Source organism: Dyadobacter sp. CY326 (assembly GCF_021390515.1).
Taxonomy (GTDB): domain Bacteria; phylum Bacteroidota; class Bacteroidia; order Cytophagales; family Spirosomataceae; genus Dyadobacter.
Window position 1 is genome coordinate 1 of record NZ_JAJUXI010000008.1, and the last position, 15261, is coordinate 15261.

Consider the following 15261-nt stretch of genomic DNA (forward strand, 5'->3'; position numbering starts at 1 on the left):
TTAATGATATCGGTCGCCGCTGACGCGGCTTTTTTAGAAACATCGCCAAGCCGCGTCAGCGGCGATCCATTTATTTGCCCCAGGTTTCAACCTGGGGATAAAAAGTTGGCTAGATTCAAAGCACTGGATCAGAGCTTACTAGCTAGCTTTCTATTTTTTAAAAAAAGCTAGCAAAATTTCAAAATGCTAAATTATAGCCAGTTAGCTTGTTTCCATTTTTGAAAAAGCTGGCAAAATGCAAGGCTTTTGGTCAAAATCGATTTAACTCTCTAAGCCCACTCCTTGGCTCTTTTCTGATCTCTCATAGTTTCAAAAGTGACCGAGGGATCTTTCACCGGCGCATTCACAAAGTGGGAGAAGCGCTTTCTCAGCTCTGGATTTTGCACCACTTCTTTCCATTCGCATTGGTAAACATCGATCAACTGTTGGATATCTTGTTCCAATTCAGCCGCAATGCCCAGGACATCATCCACAATTACGGCTCTCAGGTAAGACATGCCGCCTTCCATTTTATTGAGCCAAGTCGCAGTTCTCGTAAGCGGGTCGGCTGTTTTGATATAAAACATTAAAAATCTGTCAATCAGCTTCAAGCAAGTTTCCTTATCTACATCCGTTGCCAGCAATTGCGCATGTTGCGGCTTTGAGCCTCCATTGCCGCAGACGTATAAATTCCAGCCTTTTTCGGTTGCTATGATGCCAAAATCCTTGCTTTGCGCCTCCGCACATTCTCTAACACAACCCGAAACCGCCGATTTCAGCTTATGCGGCGAGCGCAAGCCTTTATAACGATCTTCCACTTCAATAGCGAATGTTACAGAATCCTGCACGCCAAACCGGCACCAGGTTGATCCTACGCAGCTTTTTACAGTTCTTAATGACTTCCCATAAGCATGGCCGCTTTCAAATCCAGCATTAATTAGCTTTTCCCAAATATCCGGCAGGTCATTTAAATGCGCACCGAACAAATCGATCCTTTGCCCGCCGGTTATTTTCGTATACAAATTATATTGCTGCGCCACTTGCCCGATGATGATCAGTTTTTCCGGCGTAATTTCTCCACCAGGAATCCGGGGCACAACCGAATATGTTCCGCCTTTTTGAATGTTGGCCAGAAAACGGTCATTCGAATCCTGAATCGTTGCGCGGTCTTTTTGTAAAATATTTTCATTCCAAAGACTAGCGAGTAATGATGCGACGAGCGGCTTACAAACTTCACAACCATCCCCTTTTCCAAATTCATTCAGCACGGCGCCATACGTTTTCGCACCATTCATTTTGACCAGATCCAACAATTCCTGTCTCGAATAATCGAAATGCTCGCAAACCACATTGCGGACATAAATGCCATTTTGCTTCATTGCGCCCGAAATGATATCCTTCACCATCGGGACGCAGCCGCCGCAGCCTGTTCCGGCTTTGCAGGATTTTTTCAAAGCATCCATCGTATGATTGCCCTTTTCGCTCACTTCATGGCAGATCATGCCTTTGGTGACCGCCTCGCAGGAGCAAATCAGCGCGTCGTCCGGAAAGCTCATCACGCCCGCGCCTGCCTCTTCTCCCCCACGCGATCCTAATATCAAATCCTCTGAATCGGGTGGCAGGATGGTTTTGCTTTTACAGGTTTGTAAAAGCATATTATATTGTTCCGCGTCACCAACGAGGATTCCGCCAAGCAATGTTTTGCCGTCCTGACTAACATTAATGCGCTTATAAACCCCTTTCGCCTTGTTTTCATAACGAATGGTTTTGCAAGCAGGCTCTTGGATAAACGGATCACCAAAACTTGCTACATCCGTTCCGATGAGCTTCAATTTCGTAGACATATCATAAGGCAAAAACTCCTTGTCACCACCTAAAAGCAATGTTGCAACCACTTCGGCCATTTCATAACCCGGCGCGATGAGCCCGTAAATCATGTGATGCGCCAATGCACATTCTCCTATCGCAAAAATGTTGGGATCGGAAGTTTGCAGCTGATTATTCACCACAATGCCGCCTCTCGGGTGCGTTTCAAGTCCTGCAATTTTGGCCAACTCGTCACGCGGACGAATTCCCGCTGAAATTACGAGCATATCAACGTCCAAAAGGCTGTTATCACTGAATTGCATGCCTTCAATGCAGTCACCGCCTACAATTTCCTGTGTGCTTTTGGCAAGATGTATTTGTAATCCCAATGATTCCAATTGGTTTTGCAAGATGCGGGAACCGGCATCATCAATCTGCCGCGGCATCAATCTCGAAGCAAATTCTACCACGTGCGCTTCTTGCAAACCAAGGTCTAACAATGCTTTCGCCGCTTCCAAACCAAGCAATCCACCGCCGAGCACAGCACCCTTCTTGGCTTTGCGAGCGTATGACTGGATCAGTTCCAGATCTTCTATTGTCCTATATACAAACACCCCATCTTTCTCCACACCAGGAATGCTTGGGACGAACGCGCCGGAGCCTGTCGCCATGATCAGATAGTCATAGTATACTATATGTCCATGGTGAGATCTTACCAGCTTTTCTTCGCGATCAATGTCCACTACAGGATCGGAGAGGAACAGCCTAATCCCATTATCAGCATACCAGTCTGCGCACGCCAATGTCAGCTCATCCGCCGTTTTACCTGCGAAATACTCGCTCAAATGTACACGATCGTACGCCACACGAGGTTCTTCACCAAAAACAGTGAGGGTGATTTGCTGATCACTTTTTTTCTTAGCGAGCAATTTTTCACAGAATTTGTAGCCTACCATACCATTGCCTATCACAACAATATGGGTGTTTGATATAGTATTCATAGTAAATAATAACTATTAATTTGTGAAAACAATATTATTTGTTTGTATAATTTCAATATTAAGGCAGTATTTCTTCATTTTAGACAAGACAAACATAAATCGCATTTTATCAAATTCCTAATTTTATATTCGCAATAATCGCAAAAATGAAACATAAATATTGGTAAAAGCATTGTTTTATAAAATATTGCCCTTAATTTTGAATCAATAAATGGAGTAGTTACAAATTACTATGTTTAGTACATTTCCAACATTCACTCTGTTACCTATATATGAGATGAAAGCAAAACTGACACTTGTGGGCGCCGGACCTGGCGATGGAGAATTAATTACACTGAAAGGAATCAAAGCAATAAAAGAGGCCGATGTGGTTTTGTATGATGAGCTGGCTAATGTGGAGCTCCTGGACTTCGCTCCTGCGCATGCTTTGAAAATGTACGTTGGAAAAAAAGTCGGGAATCCTTCTTTTTCTCAGGAAGAAATCAATGGCCTGATCGTCCGCCTTGCTCGCAAACGTGGCCATGTGGTGAGACTCAAAGGCGGCGACTCATTTGTATTCGGTCGCGGGCATGAGGAAATGGAATATGCACGCGAACATGGCATTGCCTGCAAAGTGGTGCCCGGCGTTTCGAGCTGCATTGCTGTTCCGGCTTCGATGGAAATCCCGGTGACGCGCCGCGGCGTGAGTGAAAGTTTTTGGGTGATAACCGGCACCACGCAGAACGGTGAATTGTCGGAAGACCTGCGACTAGCCGCCCAGTCGAAAGCCACGGTGATCGTTTTGATGGGATTGAGCAAAGTGGTTGAGATTTGTGCGCTTTACAAGCACTTTGGCCGTGGACATTTGCCGATGGCAGTGATCCAGAACGGCACCCGGCCAGATGGAAAGAGTGTGATGGGACAGGTTTGGGAAATTCCCCGCCTTGTGAAAGAGCACAACATCGGCACGCCCGCCATCATGATCCTGGGAGAAGTGGTGGCTTTACATCCGTCCTATGCAATGGAATATTTGCAAAGCATGCAACTGGTTTCCTGAAATCCGGCTTACTCAACCCATCTATACATCATGAAAACAAACTTTTACCTCCTATTGCTGGTCACGGCAGGACTTTGCCTGCTCGGTCCGCGCGAAGCCAATGCGCAGTTTAGCCTCTCCGGCCAGTTGCGGACACGTTCAGAATTGCTACACGGACAAGGGTCGCCATTATCGAAAACCGATAAACCTGCTTTTTTCACATCTCAAAGAACCAGGGTTAACGCAGGTTACAAGGGTTACAGAACGCAGTTCTTTGTTGCTGTTCAGGATGTCAGGGTGTGGGGACAAGATGCTTCAACAAATAACCGCATTACCAACCCGGCGCTGAATGGGCTAATGTTGCATGAGGCCTGGGGTGAAATCAGTTTGCTGGATACAAACCAGACCAACCTGGGAAAAGAATTTGCATTAAAGATCGGGCGGCAGGAATTGCTTTATGATGATAGTCGATTACTTGGAAACCTGGATTGGTTGCAACAAGCACGCCGTCACGATGCAGCATTATTGAAATATAGTTTCAATGGCTTTACTGCACACATTGGACTTGCGTATAACCAAAACCGTGAGCTTCGGACCGGCACATTATACGATGGCGTTCCAAATGGTTATGCAGCCGGAACAAATGGCATTGGTACCATGTACAAGTCCATGCAGTTCGCTTATTTGGGTAAAAAACTAAAACCGGGAAATGTTTCTTTTTTGCTTTTAAAAGATGATTTTCAAAAATACGCAGTGGATACAGCGGGTGTCAGAACTGTCAAAAATGGCACAAACAAGCGCGTTACATTCGGCCCTTATCTGCAAACCAAACTGGGAAAAGCCTGGAATTTGACTGCCAGCGCATATTACCAAACAGGCAAAGACAAGGACGGCAAATCACTAAAAGCTTACATGTATTCGGTGCGCGGAATGTTTGGAGCGAGCCAGGTATTCTCCATTGGGCCGGGGTTTGATTACACTTCCGGGACCGCCAACGGTTCTGGCAAAAACAGCACCTTTGATCCGCTTTACGGCACACCGCACAAGTTTTGGGGTCAAATGGACTACTTCTACGCAGCCAATGGTTTCGGTAAAGGCGGCCTGGCGGATTTTTATATCAATAGTGTGATCAAAGCCTCCGAAAAACTGTCCATAGCCGTTGACTTACACCAGTTTTCAAGTGCAGCCAACATTCGTAATGCGAAAGACGAGAAGCTTTCAGCCAATTTCGGAGAAGAGCTGGACATCATTGCGACTTATAATCTCACCAAAACCATCAGCTTCCAGGGCGGATATTGCACATTCCTGCCAACAAACAGTTTGGCGCAGGTTAAGGCCGTGAAAGACCCGCAGAAAATGGCTAACTGGGCTTATCTGATGATCAATATCAAGCCTGAATTTTTGAAATAAGCATTTCCAAAAACATCATACAAAAAACTCCTATTAACTATGGAAACGACTAACAAGCCGCTTGAAAAGTTGAATATTTTCAGTTTCAAAGGCGTACAAATGCGCACTTTCCACCTGACGTGGATGGCCTTTTTCCTTTGCTTTTTCGGCTGGTTTGGACTAGCGCCGTTAATGACCGTTATTAAGGCGGATTTGGGTTTGACTAAAAGTCAGATTGGCAACATCATCATCGCATCTGTCGCCGCAACGGTTGTAGCACGCATTGCGATTGGCAAATTGTGCGACACCTGGGGGCCTAGAAAAACCTACGCAGCATTGATGGGCATTTGTTCGATTCCAGTAATGAGTGTTGGCTTGGTTCAGTCCTATGAAGGCTTTTTGCTGTTCCGTCTGGCGATTGGCGTGATCGGCGCATCATTTGTGATCACGCAATATCACACTTCGGTGATGTTTGATAAGAAGATCGTGGGAACGGCCAATGCGGTGGCTGGCGGCTGGGGAAACCTGGGCGGCGGCGTTACAAATATGGTTATGCCATTGGTTTTTGCCGGATTTGTGGGCATGGGTTACCTGCCGGAATCTGCGTGGAGAATTGCGATGGTGATCCCGGGCGTGTTGCTGTTCATTTTTGCGTTTGTCTATTATCGCTTTACCAAAGACACCCCTGCCGGCAACTTCGAGGATCTTGAAATTACTAACCCAAAGGCTGTTAAGACAAAAGGAACATTGGCCCTGGCGATGAAAGATCCAAGAACCTGGGGACTTTTCCTGGCATACGGAGCCTGTTTTGGAATAGAAATCACATTTGACAATGTGGCTGCACTTTACTTTTTTGAAAACTTCGAAACGTCGCTGGCAACTGCTGGAATTTTGGCAGGAGCATTTGGTTTCATGAACATTTTCGCAAGAGCCGTCGGCGGAATTGTCGCTGATAAAGTGGGTAACAGATATGGCATGATCGGCAAAGGAAAGCTGCTGGCGCTCTTGCTGGCGTGCGAAGGAATTGGTATCGCATTGTTTGCGCAGAGCGGAAGCATTGTTGCGGCGGTGGTTACGATGCTTTGCTTCGCGATGTTTCTGAAAATGGCCAATGGCGTCACTTATGCGATTGTGCCTTTTATCAATCCTAGGGCGATTGGTTCCGTGAGTGGCATCGTCGGCGCGGGTGGCAATGTCGGGGCGGTTTTAGCCGGTTTTTTATTCAAATCCAGCGAAATCACTTATTCGCAAGCATTCATGTACATAGGCGTGGCGATTGCCTGCATCGCAGCTGTTGTTGCTTTGATCAATTTTGATAAAACAAGAAGCATGGTTACCGAAGGAGCGCTGGAACCGGCCGAAGCGTAAAAGAGCAGCGACACATTTTCCACTCCGTAATCTGCTAATTATCACCATGAAAACATTCAAATCAACTTGCTGTTACTGCGGCGTGGGCTGTGGGGTTGTGGTTACGAAGGAGGGGAACGGGCAATTGAGCTTGGAAGGTGATAAGGAGCATCCTTCGAACAAGGGCATGTTGTGTTCCAAGGGCATGAACCTGCATTACACCGTGATGGACCAGTCGGATCGGCTGCTTTATCCGCAAATGCGTATGAACCGCTCGATGCCCATGCAGCGCGTGAGTTGGGATGAGGCATTGGAACGGACGGCTGCTGTTTTTAAAACATTGATTAAGAAATTCGGCCCTGATTCTGTGGCGTTTTACGTTTCGGGGCAATGCCTGACAGAAGAATATTATCTGGTTAACAAGCTCATTAAAGGCTTTATAGGCTCAAACAACATTGATACCAACTCGCGGCTTTGCATGAGCTCGGCCGTGGTGGGTTACAAGCTGGCACTGGGCGAGGACAGCGTGCCGGTTTGCTACGACGACATCGAGGCGGCCGATGTTATTTTTGTAACCGGCGCAAATCCTGCCTGGTGCCATCCGATCATCTGGCGTCGCGTGGAAGCCCATAAAGCGGCTAACCCTGATGTCAAAATTATATGCGTCGATCCCCGAAAAACGGACACTTCGCGCTCATCAGACTTGCATTTGCAGACCGCGCCGGGCACCGACATTGTGCTGAACAATGCCATTGGAAGAATATTAATCGAGAAAAACTACATTGACCAAAACTTCATCACCAACCATACGGACGGTTATGCAGACTTTCGGGAAAAAGTAATGCAAAGAACCGTCGACGAAGCCGCTGAGCTTTGTGGAATCAATGCTGCTGACATTTACACAGCCGCAGAATGGATCGGTCAGGCAGAAGGATTTTTGTCTTTTTGGACGATGGGGCTTAACCAGTCGGTAATTGGCGTGAATAAAAATCTTTCGCTCATTAACCTGCATTTGATCACCGGAAAAATTGGGAAACCTGGGAATGGACCATTCTCATTGACCGGACAACCGAATGCAATGGGCGGACGCGAAACGGGCGGATTAGCGAACATGCTGCCCGGTCACCGCGAAATTGCAAATCCAGCACATCGTGCCGAGATGGAGGCATTTTGGAATACAACTGTTCAAATCGCAAATAAGCCAGGACTGACCGCCACGGAAATGTTTGAAGCACTCGCTGACGATAAGTTGAAAGCAATCTGGATCATTAACACTAACCCACTGGTGAGCATGCCGGACATGAACAGCGTCGAAAACGCGCTGAAGAAGTCGCGGTTTGTGGTCGTTCAGGACATCTCGAACCGCGCGGATACGGTGAAGTTTGCAGACGTGGTGCTTCCGGCGGCGGCGTGGCTGGAAAAAGAAGGCACGATGACCAATGCAGAGAGACGCATCACGCATTTACCCAAAGCCATTGACGCACCCGGTGAAGCCTTGCCAGACGCCGAAATCATTTGGCGTTTCGCTGCAAAAATGGGCTTCGGCGAATCATTTAATTATAAAAACACCTCCGAAGTCTACGACGAATACACCCAATGCACCGCCAACACAAACATTGACATAACCGGCGTAGATTACACACTGCTAAAAACCACCAGAAGCATCCAATGGCCCCTACCCGCATCAAAACAAAATAACAACACCACACCAAATACAACTGGCACCAAAAGACTCTTCACCAACCACCAATTCCACACCAAAAACAAAAAAGCCCAAATCCACGCCGTCCCCGACGAAAACACCTCCGAACCCACAACGCCAGATTACCCGTTGGTTTTAACCAACGGCAGAATACGCGACCAATGGCATACCATGACTAAAACGGGCCGCGTAGCGAAATTAAACCAACACACACCTCAACCTTTCTTACAACTCCACCCAGAAGACGCAAAAAACCGAAACATCAAAGAAGGCCAATTAGCGATGATTAAAAGCCGCCGAGGCGAAGTTCGGGTAAAGGTGAACATTACAGAAGACGTGCGCCCCGGCCTCTGCTTCTTACCCATGCACTGGGGCAAAATCTTGGGCAGCAATCTCGCCAGGGCCAATAACCTGACCAGCAATCTGGTCGATCCAAAATCAAAAGAACCCGATTTCAAATTCTCAGCGGTTGAAGTGTCTCCATATAAAAAGCCAATTGAAAAGATCATTATTATTGGCGCTGGCTCGGCTGGGCTTGGCTTTATCAATGCATATCGCGCTTTAAATCAGGAAGACGAAATCCACGTTTTTTCGAAAGAAATTTATCCATTTTACAACCGCGTAATGCTTCCCGATTACATCAGCGGGGCGCAGCATTGGGAGCAGCTGGTGAAATTGCGGGAGGATCAGTTTGAGGAGAATAACATTATCGTGCATAAAGGCATTTCCATTGTCCATATTGATAGAAATAACAAAACGGCTGTCGATAGCAACGGCCAGGAACACAGTTATGACAGGCTAATTTTGGGCATGGGCAGCAAGGCTTTTATGCCAAAAGGCGTTCCTAATCTGCCCGGAATTTTCAATATGCGCTCGCGGTTGGATGCGGATTCACTGATGCCTTTTTTGAAACAGTCTGAACCGCATGCCGTAATCGTTGGCGGCGGAATTCTTGGTCTTGAACTTGCTGCATCTTTCCTAGAAATGAATGTAAAAGTGAGCGTGATTCAGCGCAGCGGCCGTTTTATGGAGCGTCAGCTTGATCCGCTGGCTAGTGAATTGCTTTACCAGGAATTGGTGGACCGAGGCATTGAAACATACTTTAATGATGAAGTTGCGACATTCAGCGGTCAGGAAAAAGTGGAAGGCATAAGGCTAAAATCTGGCCGAAAAATAGCTTGCGATGTGGTGGTGATGGCGATTGGGACGGTGCCGGTTATCGAGCTTGCGCGCGAAGCCGGGCTCGATTGCAAGCGGGGCGTGGTGGTAAACGATTATTTGCAAACTTCCGATCCGGACATTTACGCAGCGGGCGAAATAGCCGAATGGAACGGACAAATGTGGGGCATCACATTAGCCGCCGAGCAGCAAGCCGAAGCCATTGCCAAATACATGGCCGGCGATATTTCTCAGCCCTACAAAGGCAGCACGTCCATGAACATCCTGAAAATGGAAGGATTGCACCTTTGCAGCATTGGCTTAACCGACGTTCCAAATAATGATCCGGCTTACGAGCAGATCGTTTTTATTGATAAATCAAAGCGCTATTATAAGAAGTGCATTGTATTTCGCGATAAGCTCGTTGGAGCCATTTTGATTGGAGACAAAAATGAATTTTTGGAATATAAAGATTTAATATCCAATTCCATAGAGCTTTCAGATAAGCGTTTGCAATTGTTGCGGGCGAGCCAGAAAGTGGAGCCTCTGGAAGGGAAATTGGTGTGCTCGTGCAACAATGTCGGCCAGGGAAATTTAGAACGGGCGATTACCAGCGGATGCACTGATTTTCAGACATTATGCCAGCGCACAGGCGCAGGAACGGGCTGCGGCTCATGCCGGCCGGAAGTGAGAAGTATTTTGGAAAAAGCAGCAGAAGCAACATTAGTTTAGCGCCATGAGAGACTATTATAATGTAAAAATAAATCTCCCGGGAGGCATTGCGTCGCCCGGTTATCTCAAAGACATTCTGACTGCTGCGTGGAATGCGAATGTGCGCAAAGTCCGTTTCGGTTCGCGGCAGCAGTTGTTGATGTCCGTGTTTTATGAGGATATGCGTTTTTTGGAAAAAGATCTGAAAAAGAGCGGCATTTTCTACGAAATGAACACGGATCGACAGCCTAACATTGTGAGTTCTTACTGCGGAGAGGAGGTTTTCAGGACGGGACAGTGGCTCGATGCGAACGAATATCATTCCGTGCTGGACACATTTGATTATGATCCGGCATTGAAAATCAATATTTCAGACTCTAACCAAAGTTTTACGCCGTTTTTTACAGGAAATTTAAATTTCGTTTCTTCGCCGGAGCCGCATTTTTGGTATTTATATGTGCGCAACAAACAGACAAATACGGTTTACAAATGGAATGATCTGGTTTACACGAATGAGATCGGGCGCGTTGCAAAAGTGATTGAGGATTGTATGCTTTCGGGTGAATGTTGCGGGGAAGAAAGTTTGTACGAGGCGGTGCAGCGAAAGGTTCGTTATGTGTCGCAACCCGCCACGCACGACCTAGAATTGCCTTCTTTCACACTGCCTTATTATGAAGGTTTTAACCGTTACGAATCCAGAACATGGCTTGGTTTATATCGCCGGGATGAGCAATTTCCGATCGAGTTTTTGCTGGATGCTTGCGCTTTATGTCTCAAAACACGGATTGGAGAGATTTGTATCACACCCTGGAAATCATTGGTTATTAAGGGAATAGAGGATCAATATCGTGCGGATTGGAGCAACATTCTGGGCAAGCATAACATTAATGTGCGGCACGCGGCAAACGAGCTTGCGTGGCAAACGGAGGACCATAATGAGGACGGTGCAGCACTTAAAAATGACCTGATCCATTATTTTGATAAAAATGACATGCGCACTTTTGGTCTTTGTTTTGGTATACAAACCAAGGCGAAATCGGAGGTTTTTGGCAGTGTGTTGATCAAAAAACGACCATTATTGCAGATTGGGCAGTTGGCGATGTTTCACGTTTACGACATTTATTACACTGAAAACTTTAACCCGAACAGTCGTACGCAACTGCTTTTTGAAAAAGGGCTTTTTAAAATACATTTGCCCGCACAGCTCGAAAAACTTTGCAGAAGATTCAATAACCAGCGCTCGCGGGAAAATTTAAGATCATTGGCACTGGAAAATGACGATTTGAAAACAATTGTGAAACCGGTTACGCTGGTCTATCAATGCATGGACTGCTTCACTGTTTATGACCCTGAATTCGGCGACGCCGCACAAGAAATCTTGCCAGGAACGAGCTTTGATGCATTGCCGGAAACTTATTGTTGCAGCACTTGTGACAATGCCAAATCGGCCCTTATGCCGGTTGAATTGAATAAAACAGCATCATTTGAAAGCATAGGCTCATAAATCTGACAACCTTTTGCCTTCGTGGCGTCGATTTACGAAATACTTGGATCGCCCGATGCGCTGCGAACCGTAAATGCCCCGATGCCCTGAAACAAAATAAGCGACGATGCAAGCAATGGCGACATAGCCGCCGCAGGATGTGCCGAAAAGCTCCATCGCCATGACTGTGCAGGCAATGGGTGTGTTGGCGGCTCCGGCAAAAACGGCAACAAAGCCCATTCCGGCGAGCAACCCGGTGGGCAAAGGAATGAAGTAAGAAAGCGCACTTCCCAGCGTTGCGCCTATGAAAAATAGCGGGGTAACCTCTCCGCCCTTAAAGGCCGCTCCCAATGTCACTGCTGTGAAAATGATTTTCAATGCAAAATCGTAAGGCAGAAGCTGTTCTGAAAAAGATGCGACGATGACTGGAATCCCTAATCCAATGTAACGCGTCGTTCCCATTGCAAACACGGCAAGCGCCACAACAGCCCCGCCAATCAGCGGACGCAGCGGAGGGAAAGCGATTTTGGACTTAAAAACACTTCCTATAGAATGCGTGAGCCAGACGAACAAAGCTGAGCACAAGCCGAAAAGGAGGCCTGCGAGGATGGAATAAACGACATTCAAAGTGGAAATATCCGGCACGAGTGCAATGTGATAATGCGTATGCCCGACCTGCCAGGCGCTGGTCGTTATGTCCGCGATGTAAGATGCTAAAAGGGCCGGAATCAACGCATTATAGCGCATTTTACCAATGACTAAAACCTCAATGCCAAATATCGCTCCGGCTAATGGCGTCCCGAAAACAGAGCCAAAGCCGGCTGCAATGCCCGCAATGATGATCAAACTTCTCTCGCGCGGATGCAGCTTGAAAATGTTGGTAAACTGATCCGCGATGGAGCCGCCAATTTGCAGGGCTGTCCCTTCCCTACCCGCAGAACCGCCAAACAAATGCGTCACAAGGGTGCCGATCAGCACAAACGGAGCCATTTTTAACGGGATAATCTTTGCTGGCAGATGAATGTTTTCAAGCAAAAGATTGGTTCCGACTTCCACATCTTTTCCCCAATAATGATACAGGCAGCCGATCAAAAACCCCGCAACAGGCAGTAATGCAATAATCCAAAAGTGACTTTCCCGCCAATTTGTAGCCCAGTCGAGCGAGACAAGAAACAGCGCAGAAGCAGAGCCGACCAGCACGCCGATCAAAATGGAAAGCAGCAGCCATTTAAACGCAAAAAAAATAATCGGATAAACCCTGATGAGGGGAATGAGGCTTTTTAAACGACGGATTCGGTTACTTGACATTTCAGGCAGGAAGACACATTTCCTGTATCGGCCAAAGTTAAAAGTTTTTGGCAGGCTATTTTCTATATTTAAGGGCAAGAATCATCCATATCCAAACAAATCCATGAGTGACCGGGAATTAGTAATCACCAATTATGTGACCGCCTACAACAATTGCGACGTCGACGCGATGGTGGCCGACTTCGACGAAACGATCATTTTCCAAAACATTGTCAATGACGAAGTGACGATGGAATTGTGCGGACTGGAAGAGTTCCGGCAGCAAGCGGAACAAGCCATTCAGGTGTTTTCATCCAGAAAACAAAGCATTAAAACCTTCATTCACAACGAAAACTGGTCAGAAATAGAGCTTGATTATTACGGTGTTATGGCTGTGGACTTGCCCAATGGGATGAAAAATGGAGACGAACTTAACCTCAGCGGCAAGTCCGTCTTCGAATTTTATGACAACAAAATCACGCGCTTAACGGATATCAGTTGACACCACGACTTTGCCTCTGGTGTGTGCTGTTTCCACTTGCAAATGTGCCTGGCCCATTTCTTCAAAAGGAAATACGGACGAGACGTGTGATTTAATAATGCCTTTTTCAAGCAACGCTGCAATTTCTTTCATGTGCGCGCCATTTGATTCGACCAGAAAAAAATATGCATTAACACCAACAGCCTTGCCTTTTTCGGCAACCCCATCGCTTAACCCGGACGGGATCGTAATGAGCGAGCCACCTTTTTTGATGATTTTCAGCGAACGGTCAATGTTGTCACCGCCGATTGTGTCTAGAACAAAATCGATATCCGAAGTCTGTTCCTCAAATGGACTTGCCTTATAATCAATGTGTTCGTCCGCTCCGAGACTTAGGACAAATTCCTTGTTTTCCGCCGATGCCGTTCCCACAACATAAGCGCCCAGATATTTGGCCAGCTGCACGGCATAATGCCCAACGCCACCCGCGGCCGAATGGATGAGCACTTTCTGACCTTCCTGAATTTTCGCATGCACAACCAATGCTTGCCAGGCAGTCAATGCAGCCAGCGTCGCAGCGGCGGCTTCCTCGAAGTTGATGTTAGCCGGTTTTATCGCCAGTTGGTCTGCGGGAACAGCCACAAATTCTGCATATGCTTTGCCGTGTCCGGGAAAATTCACCATTCCGAAAACTTCGTCTTCCACTTTAAAATCAGGTGCGTTGGACGCCGTTACGATTCCCGAAATATCCCAGCCCAAGATCAGCGGATCAAGCTCTTTTAATCTGCCCGCCATGCCTTTCCCAGCACGCGTTTTCACATCGACCGGATTGATACTGATGGACTTAACCTGAACCAAGACTTCGTTAGCGGCTATTTCGGGAATGGGTAGTTCAACGGTTTCCAAGTTTTCAACGCCTCCAAATGTCTTTAATGTAATCGCTTTCATTTTTTTGTTGTTTTAAATTGACATTGCAAAATTGTACAGAAACAGACGATTCCATTTGTACAAAAATTACATTCTTCTGTAACTTTGCGTATATGGCCAGAGCAAGTTTATACCAACCGTTTGAAATAATTTATAAAGAGCTTGATGAATGTCCGATGAGTGAACATCGGCAAAACTTCTTCGAGCTCGTCTACATTGTGAATGGCACGGGCAAGCATTCGATCAATAAAAACCAGTTTACTTACCATCCCGGAAACATGTTCCTGATCACCCCGGACGACCAGCATTCGTTTGCGATTCAGGAAACTACGCAATTTTATTTTATCCGGTTCAGCGATATTTATATCAAAAGCAGGAAGGAACAGGAGGGCCGCGACGCCGAATGGATTCGGCGCATGGAATATATTTTGCGCAATGCGAGTCACCAGCCGGGCTGCATCTTGTGCAATCCGGGCGACAAGGTTTTGGTAAAAGCCTTGATCAATTCAATCACAACCGAGCTCGTGAACCGGTCGCTTTATCACCAGGAGCTGATTTCACAGCTCGTCAACACGATGATCACCATTGTGGCGCGGAACATTGCCATGACGATGCCTGAGAAAGTTTCGGACAGCACAGGCAACACGGTGATGGATATCATTAATTACATTCAAGAAAACATTTACACGCCTGATTTATTGCGAATTGAAAGCATTGGGGCACATTTTGGGATTTCAGAAGGTTACCTGGGCCGTTATTTCAAAAAGCATACGGGAGAATCTTTGCAGCAATATATTACCAATTTTAAGCTCAAATTAGTAGAAATGCGCCTGCAACACAGCGACATGCGAATCAACGAGATCGTCGCAGAACTAGGCTTCACCGACGAAAGCCATTTGAACCGGCTTTTTAAAAAGCATAAGGGCCTGAGTCCTACGGGTTTCAGGAAGCAATTCGTTTTGGAAAATGTTTAAT

The 15261-nt window shown here is 46.7% G+C and carries 10 protein-coding genes; 7 read left to right on the forward strand and 3 right to left on the reverse strand.

The window, feature by feature from the left end; all coding sequences use genetic code 11:
• Nucleotides 1-269: 269 nt before the first annotated feature.
• A complete protein-coding gene (gene nirB / locus LZG73_RS16580) occupies nucleotides 270-2786 on the reverse strand; it encodes a nitrite reductase large subunit NirB (protein WP_233852464.1) in 2517 nt (838 codons plus the stop codon).
• 277 nt (nucleotides 2787-3063) lie between these two features.
• Here nirB and cobA point away from each other — a divergent pair, with 277 nt between their 5' ends.
• From cobA to LZG73_RS16605, 5 genes are read left to right on the forward strand one after another with little or no spacing between them, the layout of a single operon-like run.
• On the forward strand, nucleotides 3064-3822 hold the full coding sequence (cobA, locus tag LZG73_RS16585) for a uroporphyrinogen-III C-methyltransferase (RefSeq protein ID WP_233852466.1): 759 nt from the start codon (nucleotides 3064-3066) through the stop codon (nucleotides 3820-3822).
• Between the two features lie 30 nt (nucleotides 3823-3852).
• Nucleotides 3853-5211 carry an alginate export family protein gene (locus tag LZG73_RS16590; protein ID WP_233852467.1) on the forward strand — a complete coding sequence of 453 codons (1359 nt, stop codon included), beginning with the start codon at nucleotides 3853-3855 and terminating at the stop codon, nucleotides 5209-5211.
• Between the two features lie 39 nt (nucleotides 5212-5250).
• Nucleotides 5251-6558 (forward strand): NarK family nitrate/nitrite MFS transporter, encoded by a 1308-nt coding sequence (locus LZG73_RS16595; protein WP_233852469.1) that lies wholly within the window; start codon nucleotides 5251-5253, stop codon nucleotides 6556-6558.
• 46 nt (nucleotides 6559-6604) lie between these two features.
• Complete coding sequence (locus LZG73_RS16600; protein ID WP_233852477.1) at nucleotides 6605-10129, forward strand: nitrate reductase; 3525 nt, start codon at nucleotides 6605-6607, stop codon at nucleotides 10127-10129.
• A gap of 4 nt (nucleotides 10130-10133) precedes the next feature.
• Complete coding sequence (locus LZG73_RS16605) at nucleotides 10134-11612, forward strand: rubredoxin (RefSeq protein WP_233852479.1); 1479 nt, start codon at nucleotides 10134-10136, stop codon at nucleotides 11610-11612.
• Here the strand turns inward: LZG73_RS16605 and LZG73_RS16610 are convergent.
• Nucleotides 11607-12899 carry a voltage-gated chloride channel family protein gene (locus tag LZG73_RS16610; RefSeq protein WP_233852481.1) on the reverse strand — a complete coding sequence of 431 codons (1293 nt, stop codon included), beginning with the start codon at nucleotides 12897-12899 and terminating at the stop codon, nucleotides 11607-11609. The two genes, LZG73_RS16605 and LZG73_RS16610, sit on opposite strands and share 6 nt — an antisense overlap.
• A 103-nt stretch (nucleotides 12900-13002) precedes the next feature.
• Between LZG73_RS16610 and LZG73_RS16615 the strand changes: the two genes are divergently transcribed.
• Nucleotides 13003-13380 (forward strand): nuclear transport factor 2 family protein, encoded by a 378-nt coding sequence (locus LZG73_RS16615; protein WP_233852483.1) that lies wholly within the window; start codon nucleotides 13003-13005, stop codon nucleotides 13378-13380.
• Here LZG73_RS16615 and LZG73_RS16620 read toward each other — a convergent pair.
• Complete coding sequence (locus LZG73_RS16620) at nucleotides 13363-14307, reverse strand: NADP-dependent oxidoreductase (RefSeq protein WP_233852485.1); 945 nt, start codon at nucleotides 14305-14307, stop codon at nucleotides 13363-13365. The two genes, LZG73_RS16615 and LZG73_RS16620, sit on opposite strands and share 18 nt — an antisense overlap.
• Before the next feature lie 155 nt (nucleotides 14308-14462).
• On the opposite strand from LZG73_RS16620, the gene LZG73_RS16625 reads away from it, so the two are divergent.
• Nucleotides 14463-15260 carry an AraC family transcriptional regulator gene (locus LZG73_RS16625; RefSeq protein WP_233852487.1) on the forward strand — a complete coding sequence of 266 codons (798 nt, stop codon included), beginning with the start codon at nucleotides 14463-14465 and terminating at the stop codon, nucleotides 15258-15260.
• Nucleotide 15261: the final 1 nt, after the last annotated feature.